Origin of the sequence: Salinispirillum sp. LH 10-3-1, assembly GCF_030643825.1 — a bacterium.
Classification (GTDB): Bacteria; Pseudomonadota; Gammaproteobacteria; order Pseudomonadales; family Natronospirillaceae; genus Salinispirillum.
This window is the reverse complement of record NZ_CP101717.1, coordinates 1,819,526-1,836,781: the sequence shown is the minus strand read 5'-3', so window position 1 is coordinate 1,836,781 and position 17,256 is coordinate 1,819,526. Positions and strand designations below refer to the sequence as shown.

Genomic DNA, 17,256 nt, shown 5'->3' with positions numbered 1-17,256 from the left:
CCGGTTTGGGACGTTGGCTTATTGTGGTGGGCGTGTGACGTGAAACGGTTCATAGGCATGCGCTTGCGTTACAAACGCGGTCAGCTCAGGGTAGGGCGACAGGTCTAACCGGTTGCGGAAGATGACCCAATCGATATAGCAAGCCAAGCGCAGTTCGGCGTCATTGTAAGGCGCTTGCTGTGCTAGCACGAAGCGATTCATTTCTGCCACGCTCGACTCTACGCGCGCTTGCTGACGTTTCAGGTAGTCGTTATTGGCGGGCGTCACGCCCTCTTTCTCCAGCAAGAACAAATTCACCGTTGCATCCAAGGCTGTGTTAATCATGCTGAAACGGTCGTATTGCTTAACGTCTGCAAGAAAACTACCGCCTGCTTTTTCACGCAAATACTTCAGTATCGAGCATGAATCGAACAGCATCACGTCGCCGTCATGCAAGTAAGGCACTTTCTTGGTGGGTGATCGGCGCGCACTCTCTGCATAGTCAGTTTCTACAAAGGTGCATGCTAAACCGGTTTCCAGCAAAGCAATACGGCAATGACGTACAAAGGGCGACGTGTAACTACCAAAAAGTTCCATACCGAGGTCTCCGTGATTGGGTGGGCAGTAGCCCTCACATTATGCCAGTTATGCTGATTTTCCAAGCGGCATCAGTCGCTCGCGTGCAATGGTGTCAGCCAGCGCGCTGTTAGCCGTGTCGGTGGCCGCTGAGCGCTGAAATATCTCCATCAGCGTGGCGTGAATGCCATCGATATGAGCGTTTACGCGCGCGGGCTCATGAGTGCCCAGACGTTCGTAATAGATGTCGATAATACCACCCGCGTTGATTACATAGTCTGGTGCATAGCAAATGCCACGCTGATGCAGCAGGTCGCCCGTGTCTGGATGATCCAGCTGATTATTGGCCCCACCGGCGACGATAGTGGCTTGCAGGTGCGTTAATGTTTCGGGGGTGATCGCGCCGCCTAGCGCACAGGGGGCAAAAATATCCATGGGCGCCCGCATTAACTGATCAGGGCTCATGACGTGCGCACCTAACTCTTCTTGGGCCTGTTGCAGCACGGCCGCATTGATGTCGGTGACCAGTAAACGTGCACCGGCCTCATGTAAGAGTCTTGCTAAGCGGAAGCCAACGCTGCCGAGCCCTTGAACACCCACCACGAGGTCATTTAGGTCGCGGCGCTGCAATTGGTGTTCTACAGCGGCCTTGATGCCAACAAAGCACCCATAGGCCGTTGCGGGGGATGGATCACCGGAACGCACTTGCCCTTGGGCATCGATCTTTTCATGGTAGCCAGAGACATGCTCTGTAGTTTCATGAATGATCTTCATGTCGGCTACGGAAGTACCAGAGTCCTCTGCCGCCACATAACGCCCGTTCATGCCCTCAAGGGCTCTGCCAAAAGCGCGCAGCAAATCGGGGTTCTTGTCGGTGCTCGGATGGCCAATGATGACGGATTTACCGCCGCCCAAGGCCAAGCGCGCCATGGCGCTTTTGTACGACATGCCGCGCGACAACCGTAAGACATCGGTAAGGGCGGCATGGTCATTGGCGTAGGGGAAGAACCGCGTTCCGCCCAGGGCATAGCCTAGGTTGGTGTTGTGAACGGCGATGATGGCCTTCAAGCCGGAGGCTTCATCGCTGACAAAATTGATCTGCTCATGATGGTCGAAATCGGGATGGGCAAAAATACTCATTGTTATTATTCCTATATGGGTCAGTGGCAGGATCACTGCTACGTGGGTACGGCACTCGCCCTTTTGAGACGATGCCGCATAGCATAAACATATACGCTCTGACTGAGCTGTCCAGTGTCTATGGTGAAAGAGGTTGGATGTTCTGTACGGTCGGGTTTCCAGTCGCAGTGCATGTGGCGAGTGTTCCCATCAATACGGCGCATCGTGCTACAATTCGGCGCATAATTAATTGGATAGGGAACAGGTGAAACATGCCAACCTTTGATATCGTCTCAGAAGTCGATGAAGTGGAATTGCGTCATGCAGTGGAAAATGCGACCCGTGAATTGGGTACCCGGTTCGACTTTCGCGGCGTCGAGTCCAGCATTGAATTGAAAGATTTGACCGTGACGCTGAAAACCCAGTCGGATTTTCAGGTGCGCCAAATGGAAGAGTTGTTTCGTGGTGCCTGCGTCAAGCGTGGTGTTGATGCGTCGGGCGTCGACATTGAAGACGAGCCGGTGCACAGCGGCAAAACTTATTCGCTCAATATGACCTTCAAACAAGGCATCGATCAACCCACGGCGAAGCAAATTGTCAAATTGATTAAAGACAGTAAGATCAAAGTGCAGGCGTCTATCCAGGGCGACAAGGTACGGGTGACGGGTAAGAAGCGCGACGAGTTGCAGGAAACCATTGCGATGTTGCGTAAGGCCGATATCGCGCTGCCATTGCAGTTTGAGAACTTTCGCGATTGATCCAAGCAACAATGATGTCGGCGGGTAGGGCGGTGTGTTCACACCCGCGGCTGTGCGGTGGCGGGTGTGAACACGCCGCCCTACGGTTCAGACCCTAAAGCACCAACTTCAAGCCAACCTTAACACAGCGTTCGTTTTCCATCTCCCGCACCACGAACTCAACGGTTCCCATCTCAACGCGGTCACCGACCACCGGCTGGTTAAATTTCCTGCACAAATAGTCGTGCAGTGACAAATTGTGTGCGTCTTCTGGCAGGGTAAAACCGTACATCAGAGACAGGTTCTGCAGGCTGGTGTCGCCATTGATGACAAATTCGCCAAAGAACTGCTTGTCTGCCAGTCGGCTGGTGGCCTTAATGGAGACAAACAGGCGGTCAATTTCATCAACCATCGATCGAGGGGCTGCTAGATAGATGGCATCGCCTTCCTCCAGCCGATCAACTTCATCGATCCCTAGAATTTCCCGGTTGCGCAGTAACAGCGCGGGTTTGACGCCTTCCGGGTAATTGACTTTGAGCGGCGACCGGCCGAATACCGAGGCGTCTTCGGTAATCCGATATCCCACCAGTTCATAATCCGGCTGCCCGGGCAGATCGAGCTCTAAACGTTGGGCGAGGTTGTCGTTCGGTGGTATCTCTACTTTGAGCCAGCGCGCCACCAATGTAAGGCTCCAGCCTTGCACCACCAGCGACACCAGCACGACGAAGAAGGCTACGTTAAACAACATTTCAGCGCCCACGACACCAGCGAGCAGTGGAAATATCGCCAGTATGATGGGGACGGCACCGCGTAACCCTACCCAGCTGATAAAGGCTTGCTCTCGCCATGAAAACTGGAAAGGTAGTAGGCTGATTACAACGGCAATCGGGCGGGCGATGAAAATCAGTGCAATAGCAATAAACAGGGCTTCTAGACTGGTCGGGATCAGCTCTGATGGCGCTACCAATAGGCCGAGCATCAGGAACATGATGATCTGACTCATCCACGCCAGTCCGTTGTGAAAGCGCAGGATATTTTGCGACGATTGCACGCGGCGATTGCTGAGCATAATGCCGGCCAAATAAACCGCTAAGAAACCACTGCCACCTATTACGGAAGTAAGCCCGAAGATCAGCAAGCCTAACGACATCGCCAACAAAGGATAGAGGCCAGCCGATAGGGGCACCGCATTGATCAGACGCGCCGCTGCGATGCCCCCTAGCACGCCAAGCAGACCACCGAGGCCCATTTGGCGCAGGAACTCAATTAACACAATAAAATCGACACGGGTGTGCCCTGAGACGATCAGCTCGATCAGCACGACCGTCAAGAAAATGGCCATTGGATCGTTGCTGCCGGATTCTATTTCCAAGGTGGCACCAACACGCTGCTTCAATTCGAGCTTGGCGGTATGCAGCAGCGAAAACACGGCAGCCGCGTCGGTCGAGCCAACAATGGCACCCATTAATAAGCCGTAGATGAGTGGTAAGCCGAGTACATAGGTGGCAATGAGCCCAGTGATGCCGGCGGTGATGACCACCCCTACGGTGGCCAAGGATATCGCCGGTTTTAGACCGACGCGGAAACTGGAGGTTTGGGTGTTTAAGCCACCATCAAACAGAATGATCGCAAGGGCCAGGCTACCGATGAGGTGTGCCATTTGAATATCTTGAAAAACCAAGCCAAAACCATCTTCACCCAATGCCATGCCGAGTACTAGGAACACCAGAAGCAGTGGCGCACCTAGGCGAGCCGACAATATGCTTGCCAAAATGCTGACCAGAAACAGTAGCCCAGTGAACAGTATGACTTGATTGCTGATGTCCATGTGTCTTCTCTTGCCCTTAGATGACTTCATTGTAACTTAGCATTGGGTTGTTGTGCGTATCGAAGCGCTTAATTCGCTGGCTTATTTGCTACGCCTGAGGCCTCTGGCGTAGAATGCGCGCGATTTTATTGAGGAATGACTCCGATGCAGAGCACGTCAATGGCCGATGACCTAGCCCATATTACTGAGTTCTTAATTGTACCAACGCCCCAAGCATGGGTGCACTGGGCTTTGGAGAATCAGACCATCATGCTGATTGATCATGCGCACTGCGAAAAAAAAGCGGCCTCGACGGCGTTGGGGATGATGTATCGCTATCTCGAATATCCGACTTTCCTCAACCGACTGAGCAAGTTGGCGCGGGAAGAGTTGGTGCATTTCGAGCAGGTGCTTAAAATCATGCAGAAGCGTGGCATTGAATACACGCACTTGACCGCTGCGAAATACGCCAGTGAATTGCTAAAGCAGGCGCGCAAAGAAGAGCCTTGGCAGTTGGTGGATAAGTTGATCATCGGTGCCTTGATAGAAGCCCGTTCCTGCGAGCGCTTCGCGGCAATAGCCCCTTATCTGGATGAGGAGTTGCAGACTTTCTACCGCGGCTTGCTCAAATCTGAGGCGCGGCATTTCGAGATTTATCTAAAGCAGGCAAGGGCGGTGGCACCTGAGCCCATCGATAGTAGAATCGATGAACTCAGAGTGCGAGAGAATGAACTCATCAATTCAGTGTCTGAAGAGTTTCGCTTTCACAGCGGCGTGCCCAGTGACGCATCTTCTGCCGCGTAATTCATCCGTTTAAGCACCGGCGCACTGTCGTTGTCCCATTGGCAGATAACGGCTTGACCGTTTTCCCAATCGCCCAAGACATAGCGTGTGCCTTCCTCATTCAATCCATGAAAGGCTGGGCGGTGGGTATGGCCATGCAGAATATCCAGGGCACCGTGTGTCGATACTTGAGCGGCGGTGTACTCCGGATTCACGTCCATGATGTCTTCAGCTTTGGTGGCATTCTCCGACGCTGACACACTGCGCGCTTGTTTTGCCATGGCAATACGAACATCCAAAGGCTTGCTTAGAAAGTCCATTTGCCAGCCGGGGTTGCGAACCATGCGACGAAATTCCATATAGCGTGCATCGTCAATGCAGAGGTGATCGCCGTGAATAAGCCAAGTGGCTCGTCCATTGATCGACAACACCTTACCTTCTGGATGAATCTGCAGACCAGCTGCTTGAGCGAACTGCTCACCCACCAGGAAATCACGATTGCCGGGCACAAAATGCAGACTAACGCCTCTGGCTTGCAGTGGACGCAGAGCCTTGATCACCGGCTCAGCGGCCGGGTTCGGTGCGTCGTCACCGATCCAGAAGTCGAAGAGGTCACCAAGAATCCATAAAGACTTCGTTTCTGCCGGCAAGCGCAGGCAGAAACGTTGGAATCCGGCAATCAGGTCTGGTCGCTCGGGACTTAGATGAAGGTCGGATATGGCTATATGCATGATCAGTCAACAAGCGTCATGGATTCAATGAGGACATCTTCCAAGGGAACGTCCTGATGGCCGCCACCAATGCCTGTCTTCACTTCTTTGATCTTATTGACTACGTCCATGCCATCGACCACTTTACCAAAGGCCGCATAGCCCCAGCCGTCCATCGTTTCACTGCGGTGATTCAGGAAGCTGTTGTTCGATACGTTGATAAAAAATTGCGCTGTTGCCGAATGCGGGTCCATGGTGCGCGCCATCGCGATGGTGCCTACGTCGTTAGAAACGCCATTATTCGCTTCGTTTTTGATCGGCTCACCATTTTCTTTCTGTTTCATGCCGGGCTCAAAGCCACCGCCTTGAATCATAAAACCGTCGATCACACGATGAAAAATCAGGCCGTCGTAAAAGCCTTCTTTTACATAGTTAACGAAATTAGCCACCGTCAGTGGTGCTTTGTCCTCGAACAGTTCCAGGGTGACGTCGCCCATGGATGTTTTCATTAATACTTTCATTTACTCTGCTCCTAAGCCATGCAGCGCAGTCGCCGCTATATATGTGTTCTCCATCAGAGTAGCCACCGTCATGGGACCTACACCACCGGGAACGGGGGTTATAAACGACGCGCGTTGGGCCGCCACGTCAAACTCTACATCGCCAATCAATTTGCCATCGGCTTGGCGGTTAATGCCCACATCGATAACAATGGCACCGGGCTTAATCCACTCGCCTTTTACCAAGCCGGGAATGCCCACGGCGACCACCACGATGTCTGCCTGTTTCACATGATAGGACAAATCATCGGTGAAGCGGTGGGTAATGGTCGTCGTACAACCAGCCAGCAACAGTTCCAGAGCCATTGGGCGGCCGACGTGATTGGACGCACCGACAATCACGGCGTGCTTGCCGCGAATGTTTTCGCCCGTCGATTTTAAGAGCGTCATGATGCCACGTGGCGTGCACGACTCGAGATGCGGCATACGCAAGGCTAGGCGGCCCACATTATACGGGTGAAAACCATCAACGTCCTTGGTCGGGCGAATGCGCTCCACGACTTTTTGCTCGTCTATCTGATCGGGCAACGGAGATTGTACCAGTATGCCGTCGATGGTGGGGTCGTCGTTCAACTCATCTATTAAAGCGAGCAGCTCACGTTGACTGGTGGTGTCTGGCAGATCGTAAGAGAGCGACTTGAAACCGATCTCCTCACAACTCTTGCGCTTCGAATTAACATATACCTCACTGGCAGGGTCGGCGCCTACCAGTATTACGGCCAAGCCTGGGGGGCGATGGCCTGCTTGCGTCAATGACAATACCGAACGGCGTATTTCTGCCTTTAGTTCGGCGGCGATGGCTTTGCCATCGATGAGTGTTGCTGCCATGGAACCTGTAACTCCTTGAACTGATGGAGGTATTTTCGCATGCCCGTGGCGGCAAGTCCAAGCAAGGCTACTAGAAGGTGACTATTAGCTATCCATTTGTTTTGTCTGTGGTTTTTTAGAAATTCTTTTTAAAAATAGGTTGACGACCACCATACCCGTCAGTAATATGCGCACCACGCTGAAACGCGGGTCGTCGGAGCATAGCGCAGTTTGGTAGCGCATCTGGTTTGGGACCAGAGGGTCGGGGGTTCGAATCCCTCTGCTCCGACCACTTTTTTAGCAGGCAGTCTCTCGTAGAGCGCCCGTAGCTCAACTGGATAGAGCACCGGCCTTCTAAGCCGGGGGTCGCAGGTTCGAGTCCTGCCGGGCGTACCAGTCTACAAGTGTTTGTAGGCAGGTGTCCGCAGTATGAAAGATATCGGTTATGGTGGGCGTAGCTCAGTTGGTAGAGCCCCGGATTGTGACTCCGGTGGTCGTGGGTTCAAGTCCCATCGTCCACCCCATTCTCCTGTTATGCGGATGTGGTGAAATTGGTATACACGCTGGATTTAGGTTCCAGTGCCGCAAGGCGTGTGAGTTCGAGTCTCACCATCCGCACCATCTTTTCCTTCTCTTCTCTGCGTGCCTCTTCTACGCCTGTTAATCAGTATTGTAGTTAAAGCTAGTTGATTATTTTTATTGACACCCTTACAGTTCCTGCCTTTGGCACGTACAGACAGCAATATAGCGAGGATTTTCCATGCAAGTGACCGTTGAGACGACGTCTGGCTTAGAGCGTCGGATGGTAATCAATGTTCCCGCCGACAAAGTCAATTCTGAAGTTGATAAGCGCGTGAAAGATACCGCACGTCGGGTTCGTCTGGATGGTTTTCGTCCAGGCAAGGTGCCTGTGAGTGTGGTGCGTCAGCGTTTTGGTCAGGGCATTCGTGCGGAAGTATTGCAGGATGTAGTGCGTGACTCATACGTCGCTGCACTGGACAAAGAGTCCATTACACCCGCCGGCTATCCGCGTTTTGAAGACGTGAAAGACGAAGATGGCGGTAATATCGAATTTACGGCCGTGTTTGAAGTATTCCCAGAAGTAGAGCTGGGTGACTTGAGCAAGGTCAGTGTTGAAGTGGCTGATGTAGATGTCAGCGATGCCAATATCGATCAAATGATCGATACTCTGCGTAAACAGCGTTCTGAGTATAAGGCTGTGAAGCGTAAGAGCGTTAAAGAAGACAAGCTAAAAATCGATTTCGTCGGTAAGGTTGACGGAGAAGTTTTCGAAGGCGGTTCTGCGACGGATCAGGAGTTGGTATTGGGCAGCGGCTCAATGATTCCTGGCTTCGAAGAAGGCATCATTGGTATGAAAGCCGGTGAAGAGAAGACGATTGAAGTCACCTTCCCAGAAAAATACGGTAATAACGACCTGGCAGGCAAGGCCGCCACATTCGATATCACTGTGCATGAAGTATTAAAGCCTGAGCTGCCTGAATTGAACGAAGAGTTCATTAAGGAGCTGGGTGCGCGTGAAACCACCGTCGAAGCATTCCGTGCTGAAGTGAAAGAGAACATGGAGCGTGAAGCGCGCCAGGCTCTGCGTGGTAAAACGAAGAATGACGTGATTGACCAATTGTTGGAGTTGGTCAGTTTTGATGTGCCAGCGGCCATGGTTGATCAAGAAGTAGATCGCCTGCGCCAGGAGGCTGTGCAGCAATTCGGTGGCCAGGCGAAGATTGATGCAAGTCAGTTGCCGAAGGAGCTGTTTCAGGATCAAGCGACACGTCGCGTTAAAACGGGCTTGATCTTCTCTAAGGTCGCTGAGCAGCACGAACTGAAAGCAGAAGACGCTGCGGTTCGTAAGTACATCGAAGAGATTGCAGGTGTTTACCAAGACCCACAATCGGTCATTGACTATTACTACAATAACCGCGAGCAGTTAAATCAAGTGCAAGCGGCAGTAATGGAAGAGTCCGTGGTTGCGGTGGTGCTTAAAGATGCCAAAGTAACCAACACTACCGTTGATTACTACGCAGCGGTTAAGCGCGAAGACTGATCAACACCTTGAAAAAAAAGCGGTCGACCCTATTATCAGGGTGACCGCTTTTTTTATGCCATAAGCTTTTAGCGGGTGGGCGCCATTGTTTTTAGGCGCTTCTCTTGATCCAAAACGACGGGCGTGACCTATACCCCTTACTTGTGTCAAACTTCATAGCCGGAGTCGCACCGATTTTTTACAGGTGCGGCGTCACGGGAAACCATCGACAAGACAGGAAACAGAATAACCATGCATTCAGAGATTCAAGCAGCGGGCGGCTTGGTGCCCATGGTGGTTGAGCAGACCTCACGCGGCGAACGTGCTTTCGATATCTATTCACGATTACTGAAAGAGCGTGTCATTTTCCTTATTGGGCCGGTAGAAGACCACATGGCTAATCTGATTGTGGCTCAGATGCTGTTTCTGGAATCTGAAAATCCAGATAAGGACATCCATCTTTACATCAATTCACCCGGTGGCTCCGTTACCGCAGGTATGTCGATTTACGACACCATGCAGTTTATCAAGCCTGACGTCAGCACCATGGTGATTGGTCAAGCAGCCAGCATGGGTGCTTTCTTGTTGGCCGGCGGTGCCAAGGGTAAGCGTTTTGCGCTGCCTAACTCACGGGTAATGATTCACCAGCCACTGGGCGGTTTCCAGGGGCAGGCATCGGATATTGAAATCCATGCTAAAGAAATCATGAAAATTAAGAAGACGCTGAACGAGTTGCTGGCGCATCATACTGGCAAGACTCTGGAAGAACTGGAGAAAGACACCGACCGTGATAATTTCATGGACCCTGAAAGTGCATTAGCGTATGGCTTGATTGATCAGGTCATGGCGCAACGCGGCTAACAGGCTGCAAACAGCGGCGCGTCGGCGGTAAAATGCCGTGACGACGTGCCGGTTTTTGCTATTATTAATTACTAGATGTTGAAGATGCGCGTCAGTTGCTTGCAAATAAGCGCGAGGCGTCGCATCTTTAAAGAAAAGCGCTATTCGGAGTAAATCAATGGCCGATGACACCAGTAAAAAAGACGACGGCAAATTATTGTATTGCTCATTTTGCGGTAAGAGTCAGCATGAAGTCCGCAAACTGATCGCCGGTCCGTCCGTGTTCATCTGCGATGAGTGCGTGGATTTGTGTAACGATATCATTCGTGAAGAGTTACAGGATACCGAGCTAGAAGCAGAGCACGAACATCTGCCCACCCCAACAGAAATTAAGTCGACGTTGGATGAGTACGTTATTGGTCAGAAGAAGGCCAAGATGGTGCTGTCGGTAGCCGTCTACAACCACTACAAGCGCCTACGCCACGGCGAAGGCAGCAGCAGCAGTGAGATTGAGTTAAGTAAGAGCAATATTTTGTTGATCGGGCCAACTGGCTCGGGTAAGACGCTGCTCGCCGAGACCTTGGCGCGCATGCTGAATGTGCCCTTTACCATTGCAGATGCAACAACCCTGACGGAAGCGGGTTACGTCGGTGAAGACGTCGAGAACATTATTCAAAAGCTGCTGCAAAAGTGTGACTACGATGTGGAACGGGCGCAGCGTGGCATCGTTTATATCGATGAAATCGATAAGATCAGCCGTAAGTCCGACAACCCGTCTATCACGCGTGATGTGAGCGGTGAGGGCGTACAGCAGGCATTACTGAAGCTGATTGAAGGTACGGTGGCGTCGGTACCGCCGCAAGGTGGCCGTAAGCATCCGCAACAAGAATTCTTGCAGGTCGACACCAGCAATATGCTGTTTATTTGCGGTGGTGCTTTCGCAGGGCTTGATAACATCATTCGTGATCGCAGTGAAAAGAGCAGTATCGGCTTCTCTGCGAACGTCCGCTCAAAGGATGTGTCTGGAAAAATCGGCCAGTTGTTAACTAACGTTGAGCCGGAAGACTTGGTTAAATACGGTTTGATTCCTGAATTTATCGGTCGCTTACCCGTGGTAGCAACCCTTGAAGAGCTGGATGAAGATGCTTTGATTCAGATCCTCAGTGAGCCGAAGAACGCTTTGATCAAACAGTACAGTAAGCTGTTTGAAATGGAATCAGTAGAGCTCGACTTCCGTGAATCAGCCCTGCGGGCAGTGGCCAAAAAGGCCATGGAACGTAAAACCGGTGCACGCGGATTGCGTTCTATCCTTGAAAGTGTGCTTTTAAACACCATGTATGTGATTCCGTCTGAGAAAGACGTCGAGAAGGTCGTCATCGACGACAAAGTGATCGCTGGCGACTCAGAACCTCTGTTGATCTATGGTCATCAGGGTGAACAAAACAAAAGTGCGGCAGGGCGTGACTAACGGGGTCTAACGGCTTTTCGTTAGCCAGATTATCGTCCGGGGGCTATGTATAGCCCCTTTTGCTGCCCCCTAATAAGCTGGTATCTCATGACAGACACCCCATTAAGTTTTCCGGTATTGCCACTACGTGACGTCGTGGTATACCCGCATATGGTTATTCCTTTATTTGTTGGCCGTGAAAAATCCATCAGCGCGCTACAGGCGGCGATGGATGGTGACAAGAAGGTCATTCTCGTTGCCCAGAAGCATGCCTCAGAAGATGAGCCTACGTTGGCTGACATCTTCAGTGTGGGTACCTTGGCGTCCATTCTGCAGTTATTAAAATTGCCTGACGGTACCGTCAAGGTGTTGGTTGAGGGCATCAGCCGCGTCTCTTTGCTAGACCCCGACTTCAATCACGAGCCTTACATCATCACCACCTGTGAAGATTTGCCCGAAGGCGAACTGTCAGAGCGTGAAGAAGAGGCCTTGTTGCGCACGCTGAATAATCAATTTGAGCGCTACGTACAACTCAGTAAGAAGGTACCCAGCGAGGTACTGACGTCACTGGAGAGCATTGAAGACTCCGGTCGCTTGGTCGACACCATTGCGGCCCATATGTCACTCAAGCTCGACGAAAAGCAGCAAATTCTCGAAACACCGGCTATACGTGATCGTATTGAGCAGGTGTTGGCCATGCTCGAAACGGAAATAGACCTCTTGCAGGTTGAAAAGCGTATTCGTGGCCGCGTGAAGAAACAGATGGAAAAAAGCCAGCGCGAGTATTATCTGAATGAGCAGATGAAAGCGATTCAGAAAGAGCTGGGCGATATTGATGAAGGGCACAACGAAGTTGAAGGGCTGCAAAAGAAGATCGATGCGGCCGGAATGACCAAGGAAGCTGAAGACAAGGCGAATCAAGAGCTGCGTAAGCTGAAAATGATGTCGCCGATGTCAGCCGAAGCATCCGTGGTACGGAGCTACATCGATTGGTTGCTGGCATTGCCGTGGAAGAAGCGTACGCGCTCAACCATTGACCTTAAAAAGGCCTTGAAAATCCTCGATGAGGACCATTATGGGCTCGAGGAAGTGAAAGAACGTATTCTTGAGTATCTGGCGGTACAAAAGCGCGTTAAGAAGCTCAAAGGCCCGATTTTGTGTTTGGTTGGCCCCCCGGGTGTGGGTAAAACCTCGCTGGGTAAATCGGTCGCTCGTGCGGTGAACCGTGAGTATGTGCGTATGGCATTAGGCGGCGTACGTGACGAAGCAGAAATTCGTGGACACCGACGGACTTACATTGGCTCTTTGCCCGGTAAAGTGGTGCAGAAAATGGCCAAAGTAGGGGTGCGTAACCCGCTATTCCTGCTGGATGAAATCGATAAGATGGGAATGGATCATCGCGGCGATCCGGCGTCAGCGTTGCTGGAAGTGCTGGATCCAGAACAAAACAGCACGTTCAATGATCACTACTTGGAGCTGGATTACGATCTGTCGGACGTCATGTTTATTTGTACGTCGAACTCCATGAACATCCCTGGTCCGTTACTTGACCGTATGGAAGTGATTCGCCTGCCGGGTTACACCGAAGCAGAGAAAGTGAATATCGCGCATAAGTACCTGTTGCCTAAGCAATTGAAATCGAACGGCTTAAAGGCTGGTGAGCTGGAAATCACTGATGAAGCCCTCCGTGAAATCGTTCGGGTCTATACGCGCGAAGCTGGCGTTCGTGGTTTGGAGCGTGAAGTGGCTAAAGTATGTCGCAAAGCTGTGCGTCGTATTCTGGAAATGGATGGCAAAAAAGCCAGCCTTAAAGTCGAGGCCAAAGATCTGGAAGACTATTTGGGCGTTGCCAAATTCCGGTTTGGACGCGCAGAAGAGGACAATCAGATAGGCCAAGTTACTGGGTTGGCATGGACATCTGTTGGCGGTGAGCTGTTAACGCTCGAAGCCGCTGTAACGCCCGGTAAGGGCCGTATGATACGTACCGGCAAGTTGGGTGACGTCATGCAGGAATCCATTCAGGCGGCTCTGACAGTGGTGCGTAGCCGTAGTCAACGTTTGGGTATATTGCCCAGCTCTTTTGAAAATCAGGATATTCATATCCACGTGCCTGAAGGCGCAACGCCGAAAGACGGCCCTAGTGCCGGTATCGGTATGTGCACGGCCTTGGTTTCAGCCTTGGCGAAATTACCTGTACGTGCCGATGTTGCTATGACGGGAGAAATTACCTTGCGTGGTCAGGTATTGGCCATTGGTGGGCTCAAAGAGAAACTGCTGGCGGCACATCGAGGTGGCATTAAAACAGTAGTGATACCAGAAGAGAATGAGCGTGACTTGAAGGAAATTCCGGCCAATATACTGGCTGATATCGTCATCAAACCAGTAAAATGGATTGATGAGGTGTTGGAGATTGCCCTTGATGGTGTGCCTACGCCGTTAACGGATGATCAGTTAGCAGAAGACCTTAAGCCTAGAGTTGAAGTACGTCCGACGGGTGGCGAAAGACCCAGTACACACTAGTGAGCCAAAGAGTAAACCGTCGCGGAATTATTCTGAAGCTCCCTAGAACATTGCTTGACAGTCTTTTCCTAGTGCTGGTATAAAACTCAGCACTAGTACTTGCCAGGCAAATAATACTAATAATCGTCGGTCATGGACGTCTACTCAAAAAATGATCATTTGCGATCGTGATTTCTGACTGGACTGGGCCGGCATACTGTTGAAAAAGGGGAATAGCGTGAACAAGTCTGAATTGATTGATGCCGTAGCAGCTTCTGCTGACATTCCAAAGGCGGCTGCTGGTCGTGCATTGGATGCAATGATTGACGCTGTATCTGGTGCGTTGAAAGATGGCGATCAGGTTGTGTTGGTTGGTTTTGGTACTTTTGCGGTTAAAGAGCGTGCTGCACGCACTGGCCGTAACCCACAAACCGGTGCTCCTATCCAGATTGCTGCGGCTAAAGTTCCTGGCTTCAAGCCAGGAAAAGCGCTGAAAGACGCCGTTAACTGATTGTCTTTTAGCTAAAAAAATGGCGAGTAAATGACTCGCCATTTTTTTTCGTCTCATCCATGGAGCCTCCATAGTTAGGGATGAAATGAAATCCGCCGCCGGCGGATTTTTTTGGGTTGCCTCACCTTGGGGTATTCCAGTTCGGGGCTTACGTTTGAAACGCTCCTGACGTTTTAATGTATTAGGTTGTTGGGTTAGGGTAAGATTAGCGCTCTTTTTTGTGCCCATCTGATTAACCCCGTTGTGGTGTCAGTGATCCGGAGGATCGATGTTAGAAGAATTTCGCAATAGTTTCCGCGGTACGACCGGTAAAATCATTATCACCGTGTTGGTATGTACCTTTGCCTTTTTTGGTGCATCGTCCATCGTAACCATGGACTTCAGTGGTCGTGCAGCCGTTAAAGTTAATGGAGAAGGTATTTCAGCACAGGTTTTGAACAGCCGTGTAAACGCCGAGCGGCAGAATATGCTGCAGCGCATGGGGCAGAATGCTGACCCTTCACTCATTGATGAAAGCTTGCTGCGTCAGCAAGTGATCGAGCGCATCATTCAAGAGGAGTTGATTGCGCAAGCAGCCAGGAACGCCAACTTCGTATTCTCCGATCGTGAAATGGATCGTTTACTGTTTAACGAGCAGTCTTTTCGTACTGCAGATGGTTCATTTGATTCGGCGCGTTTCTCCATGGTCGCCGCTCAGCAAGGCATGACCGCTCGACAGTTTCGTCAACGTATTGCTGAAAGCCAAGCTTTGAACCAGTGGATTGTGGGCCTGGAACAGTCTGAATTCAGCTTGCCATATGAGGTTGAATACTATGCGCGTATGAGTAACGAGACGCGCGATATTGAGTACAAGATTTTCCGCATTGAAGAGCTGATCAATGAAGTCACTGTTGATGATGTCGCGGTAGCACAGTTTTATGATGAAAATCGTGAAGAGTTTCTGACGCCTGAGCGCGTTGCAATAGAGTATGTCCGGTATAGCGCTGATCGAATTGCAGCAGGCTTGGAACCAACCGAAGCTGAAATACAAGCCGCTTATGACGCTTACTTGGCCTTAGAAAGCAGCAGTGCACAGAAACAGATTGCTCATATTTTGATTACAACCGATAGCCGTTCAGCGCCCGAAGCCAGAGATTTGGCTGCAGATCTGGCTGCTCGTGCTGCTAATGAAGACTTTGCTGCCCTGGCGCAAGAGTACTCTGAGGACCCTGGTAGTGCCGATTTTGGTGGTGACTTAGGTTACTTTATGTCCGGTATCTTTGATCCTGAATTCGAGCAAGCAGTAGCAGCACTGTCTGCTGTTGGTGAAGTCAGTGCTCCGGTCCGTACTGAGTTTGGCTATCATTTAATCAAGCTGCTGGATATCGCTTCGTCAGACATTCCATCATTGGAAGAAATGACGGCCGACCTACGCAGTCAGCTTATAGCGCGACAGGCCGCGTCACGTCTTGTTGAGGTGCGTGAAGAACTGGCTAACGTGGTGTTCACTAGCTTGGATCTGACGGAAGCCGCTGAAGTCTTCGAACTGGAAATACAGCGCACAGACTTATTCACTCGCAATGGCGCAGCGTCTGGCGTGGCAGCGAACTCTGATGTGGCTACAGCGGCTTTCAGCGGACTGGTACTGAATGAAGAGTTGAATAGCGACGTAATCACGTTGCCTGACAACAGTTTGGTGGTAGTAAGAAAGCTGGATTACGAAGCACCTGATTACGAGCCACTTGAAAACGTCGCTGATGATATCAATGAATATCTGCGTTTCCTGGCCGCCGTAGAGGCTGCTGAGTTCGAAGCGGGCGCTTTGCGTGATGCCTTGTTAGCCGGTGATGCTGATGTTGTTCTGGAGCGCGTTGAGGGTGTATCACGCTTCGGTTCTAGAGTACCTGCGAACCTTAATCAGGCAGCGTTTCGTGCGGTGCCTAACAGCGACGATGGCCGTGATGTTTTTATTGTACGCTTAGAACGTGGTGACTGGGCGGTCGGTCGGGTGTTAAATGCGAATGACGGCACGTTGGATGAAGAAGAGCGTGGTCAAATTGCTGCTTATCTGGAGCGGGTTGTAGCCGGCACGATATTGGATAACTTGGTTGGTGATTTGCGCAGTGAAGCGAGAATCCGCGTTCGTTGATCTCTGTTTGATCGATAACGTTAGACAATAAAGCCGCTTATGCGGCTTTATTTTTTTGCTGCGCTCTTTCAGTACAATTTAATATGCTATTCTAACGGAATTAGAACCGAGCGGATAAAGTTCGGAGAGGAAACGACAACAGGACGTAGTAAACAATGGCGATCAGTTTATTAATTCTCGACGTGGACGGTGTTTTGACTAACGGTCAGCTCGTATACGGCGCAGAAGGCGAAGTACAAAAGGTCTTTCATGTCCATGACGGTCTAGGCATCAAGGTCGCGCGCAATAATGGCGTCGATGTGGCTGTGATTTCGGCCAAAGATTCCGCACCTCTGCGTAAGCGTTTAACCGATCTAGGTATTGAGCATCAGTACCTTGGACAATCCGATAAATACACCGTCTTCAAGGACCTGTTGAAGTCTTTGCGCTTGCAGCCCGATGACGTTGCTTATGTCGGAGATGACGTTATTGATATTAAAGTCATGCGAGAGGTAGGGTTGCCCATCGCGGTACAGAATGCGCAACCGATGGTGAAGTCGATCGCTAAGCATCAGACGCGATTGAACGGTGGGGAAGGTGCGGTGCGCGAGGCCATTGATTATATTCTGCGCCGACAGATGGTGTTAGAAAAAGCGTACGAAGAATTTCTGTAGCGCAAAATAAAAAGCGGATAAGCTGGACGACCTAATTATCCGCTTTTTTATGTTATGCG

15 protein-coding genes and 4 tRNA genes are annotated in these 17,256 nt (G+C 51.0%); 13 read left to right on the top strand and 6 right to left on the bottom strand.

The features are described from left to right. Nucleotides 1–18 precede the first annotated feature (18 nt). On the bottom strand, nucleotides 19–576 hold the full coding sequence (locus tag NFC81_RS08160; protein WP_304993992.1) for a glutathione S-transferase: 558 nt from the start codon (nucleotides 574–576) through the stop codon (nucleotides 19–21). Nucleotides 577–624: 48 nt separating this feature from the next. Continuing rightward, nucleotides 625–1,695, bottom strand: coding sequence for a Glu/Leu/Phe/Val dehydrogenase dimerization domain-containing protein (locus tag NFC81_RS08155; RefSeq protein ID WP_304993991.1), 1,071 nt, complete (start codon nucleotides 1,693–1,695; stop codon nucleotides 625–627). A 251-nt stretch (nucleotides 1,696–1,946) separates the two neighbouring features. Between NFC81_RS08155 and NFC81_RS08150 the strand changes: the two genes are divergently transcribed. Continuing rightward, nucleotides 1,947–2,432 (top strand): YajQ family cyclic di-GMP-binding protein, encoded by a 486-nt coding sequence (locus tag NFC81_RS08150; RefSeq protein ID WP_304993990.1) that lies wholly within the window; start codon nucleotides 1,947–1,949, stop codon nucleotides 2,430–2,432. A gap of 94 nt (nucleotides 2,433–2,526) precedes the next feature. Here NFC81_RS08150 and NFC81_RS08145 read toward each other — a convergent pair whose 3' ends face one another. After that, a complete protein-coding gene (locus NFC81_RS08145; protein WP_304993989.1) occupies nucleotides 2,527–4,239 on the bottom strand; it encodes a potassium/proton antiporter in 1,713 nt (570 codons plus the stop codon). A 144-nt stretch (nucleotides 4,240–4,383) separates the two neighbouring features. On the opposite strand from NFC81_RS08145, the gene NFC81_RS08140 reads away from it, so the two are divergent. After that, a complete protein-coding gene (locus NFC81_RS08140) occupies nucleotides 4,384–5,022 on the top strand; it encodes a tRNA-(ms[2]io[6]A)-hydroxylase (protein WP_304993988.1) in 639 nt (212 codons plus the stop codon). Here NFC81_RS08140 and NFC81_RS08135 read toward each other — a convergent pair. From NFC81_RS08135 to folD, 3 genes are read right to left on the bottom strand one after another with little or no spacing between them, the layout of a single operon-like run. Continuing rightward, nucleotides 4,983–5,732, bottom strand: a complete 750-nt coding sequence (locus NFC81_RS08135) for a UDP-2,3-diacylglucosamine diphosphatase (RefSeq protein WP_304993987.1) — start codon at nucleotides 5,730–5,732, stop codon at nucleotides 4,983–4,985. The genes NFC81_RS08140 and NFC81_RS08135 overlap by 40 nt on opposite strands. A gap of 2 nt (nucleotides 5,733–5,734) precedes the next feature. Continuing rightward, nucleotides 5,735–6,232 carry a peptidylprolyl isomerase gene (locus NFC81_RS08130; RefSeq protein WP_304993986.1) on the bottom strand — a complete coding sequence of 166 codons (498 nt, stop codon included), beginning with the start codon at nucleotides 6,230–6,232 and terminating at the stop codon, nucleotides 5,735–5,737. Next, nucleotides 6,233–7,099, bottom strand: coding sequence for a bifunctional methylenetetrahydrofolate dehydrogenase/methenyltetrahydrofolate cyclohydrolase FolD (gene folD / locus NFC81_RS08125; RefSeq protein ID WP_304993985.1), 867 nt, complete (start codon nucleotides 7,097–7,099; stop codon nucleotides 6,233–6,235). It lies immediately after the preceding gene. Between the two features lie 194 nt (nucleotides 7,100–7,293). On the opposite strand from folD, the gene NFC81_RS08120 reads away from it, so the two are divergent. The 11 genes from NFC81_RS08120 to NFC81_RS08070 all read left to right on the top strand — a co-directional run bounded on the left by NFC81_RS08120 (nucleotide 7,294) and on the right by NFC81_RS08070 (nucleotide 17,197). Continuing rightward, nucleotides 7,294–7,370 (top strand) — tRNA-Pro (locus NFC81_RS08120). Between the two features lie 27 nt (nucleotides 7,371–7,397). Further along, nucleotides 7,398–7,474: transfer RNA gene (locus NFC81_RS08115), tRNA-Arg, on the top strand. A 52-nt stretch (nucleotides 7,475–7,526) separates the two neighbouring features. After that, nucleotides 7,527–7,602: transfer RNA gene (locus NFC81_RS08110), tRNA-His, on the top strand. Nucleotides 7,603–7,614: 12 nt separating this feature from the next. Then, nucleotides 7,615–7,699 (top strand) — tRNA-Leu (locus NFC81_RS08105). Nucleotides 7,700–7,838: 139 nt separating this feature from the next. Continuing rightward, nucleotides 7,839–9,140, top strand: coding sequence for a trigger factor (gene tig, locus NFC81_RS08100; RefSeq protein ID WP_304993984.1), 1,302 nt, complete (start codon nucleotides 7,839–7,841; stop codon nucleotides 9,138–9,140). A gap of 231 nt (nucleotides 9,141–9,371) precedes the next feature. Then, on the top strand, nucleotides 9,372–9,980 hold the full coding sequence (clpP, locus tag NFC81_RS08095; RefSeq protein WP_304993983.1) for an ATP-dependent Clp endopeptidase proteolytic subunit ClpP: 609 nt from the start codon (nucleotides 9,372–9,374) through the stop codon (nucleotides 9,978–9,980). Between the two features lie 157 nt (nucleotides 9,981–10,137). Beyond that, nucleotides 10,138–11,427 (top strand): ATP-dependent Clp protease ATP-binding subunit ClpX, encoded by a 1,290-nt coding sequence (gene clpX, locus NFC81_RS08090; protein ID WP_304993982.1) that lies wholly within the window; start codon nucleotides 10,138–10,140, stop codon nucleotides 11,425–11,427. An 87-nt stretch (nucleotides 11,428–11,514) separates the two neighbouring features. Then, complete coding sequence (lon, locus tag NFC81_RS08085; protein WP_304993981.1) at nucleotides 11,515–13,926, top strand: endopeptidase La; 2,412 nt, start codon at nucleotides 11,515–11,517, stop codon at nucleotides 13,924–13,926. Nucleotides 13,927–14,143: 217 nt separating this feature from the next. Continuing rightward, nucleotides 14,144–14,416, top strand: a complete 273-nt coding sequence (locus NFC81_RS08080) for an HU family DNA-binding protein (RefSeq protein WP_304993980.1) — start codon at nucleotides 14,144–14,146, stop codon at nucleotides 14,414–14,416. Between the two features lie 268 nt (nucleotides 14,417–14,684). Beyond that, entirely contained in the window at nucleotides 14,685–16,544 is a 1,860-nt protein-coding gene (locus NFC81_RS08075) for a SurA N-terminal domain-containing protein (RefSeq protein WP_304993979.1), read from the top strand. Between the two features lie 155 nt (nucleotides 16,545–16,699). Further along, nucleotides 16,700–17,197 (top strand): HAD-IIIA family hydrolase, encoded by a 498-nt coding sequence (locus NFC81_RS08070; RefSeq protein WP_304993978.1) that lies wholly within the window; start codon nucleotides 16,700–16,702, stop codon nucleotides 17,195–17,197. The last annotated feature ends 59 nt before the right edge of the window (nucleotides 17,198–17,256 follow it).

Excerpts from the sequence above, each read along its gene's own strand:
- NFC81_RS08070 (WP_304993978.1), top strand. The coding sequence starts at position 16,700 with ATGGCGATCAGTTTATTAATTCTCGACGTGGACGGTGTTTTGACTAAC.
- NFC81_RS08145 (WP_304993989.1), bottom strand. The coding sequence starts at position 4,239 with ATGGACATCAGCAATCAAGTCATACTGTTCACTGGGCTACTGTTTCTG.
- tig (WP_304993984.1), top strand. The coding sequence starts at position 7,839 with ATGCAAGTGACCGTTGAGACGACGTCTGGCTTAGAGCGTCGGATGGTA.
- NFC81_RS08155 (WP_304993991.1), bottom strand. The coding sequence starts at position 1,695 with ATGAGTATTTTTGCCCATCCCGATTTCGACCATCATGAGCAGATCAAT.
- clpP (WP_304993983.1), top strand. The coding sequence starts at position 9,372 with ATGCATTCAGAGATTCAAGCAGCGGGCGGCTTGGTGCCCATGGTGGTT.
- NFC81_RS08150 (WP_304993990.1), top strand. The coding sequence starts at position 1,947 with ATGCCAACCTTTGATATCGTCTCAGAAGTCGATGAAGTGGAATTGCGT.
- folD (WP_304993985.1), bottom strand. The coding sequence starts at position 7,099 with ATGGCAGCAACACTCATCGATGGCAAAGCCATCGCCGCCGAACTAAAG.
- lon (WP_304993981.1), top strand. The coding sequence starts at position 11,515 with ATGACAGACACCCCATTAAGTTTTCCGGTATTGCCACTACGTGACGTC.
- clpX (WP_304993982.1), top strand. The coding sequence starts at position 10,138 with ATGGCCGATGACACCAGTAAAAAAGACGACGGCAAATTATTGTATTGC.
- NFC81_RS08075 (WP_304993979.1), top strand. The coding sequence starts at position 14,685 with ATGTTAGAAGAATTTCGCAATAGTTTCCGCGGTACGACCGGTAAAATC.
- NFC81_RS08160 (WP_304993992.1), bottom strand. The coding sequence starts at position 576 with ATGGAACTTTTTGGTAGTTACACGTCGCCCTTTGTACGTCATTGCCGT.
- NFC81_RS08140 (WP_304993988.1), top strand. The coding sequence starts at position 4,384 with ATGCAGAGCACGTCAATGGCCGATGACCTAGCCCATATTACTGAGTTC.
- NFC81_RS08135 (WP_304993987.1), bottom strand. The coding sequence starts at position 5,732 with ATGCATATAGCCATATCCGACCTTCATCTAAGTCCCGAGCGACCAGAC.
- NFC81_RS08130 (WP_304993986.1), bottom strand. The coding sequence starts at position 6,232 with ATGAAAGTATTAATGAAAACATCCATGGGCGACGTCACCCTGGAACTG.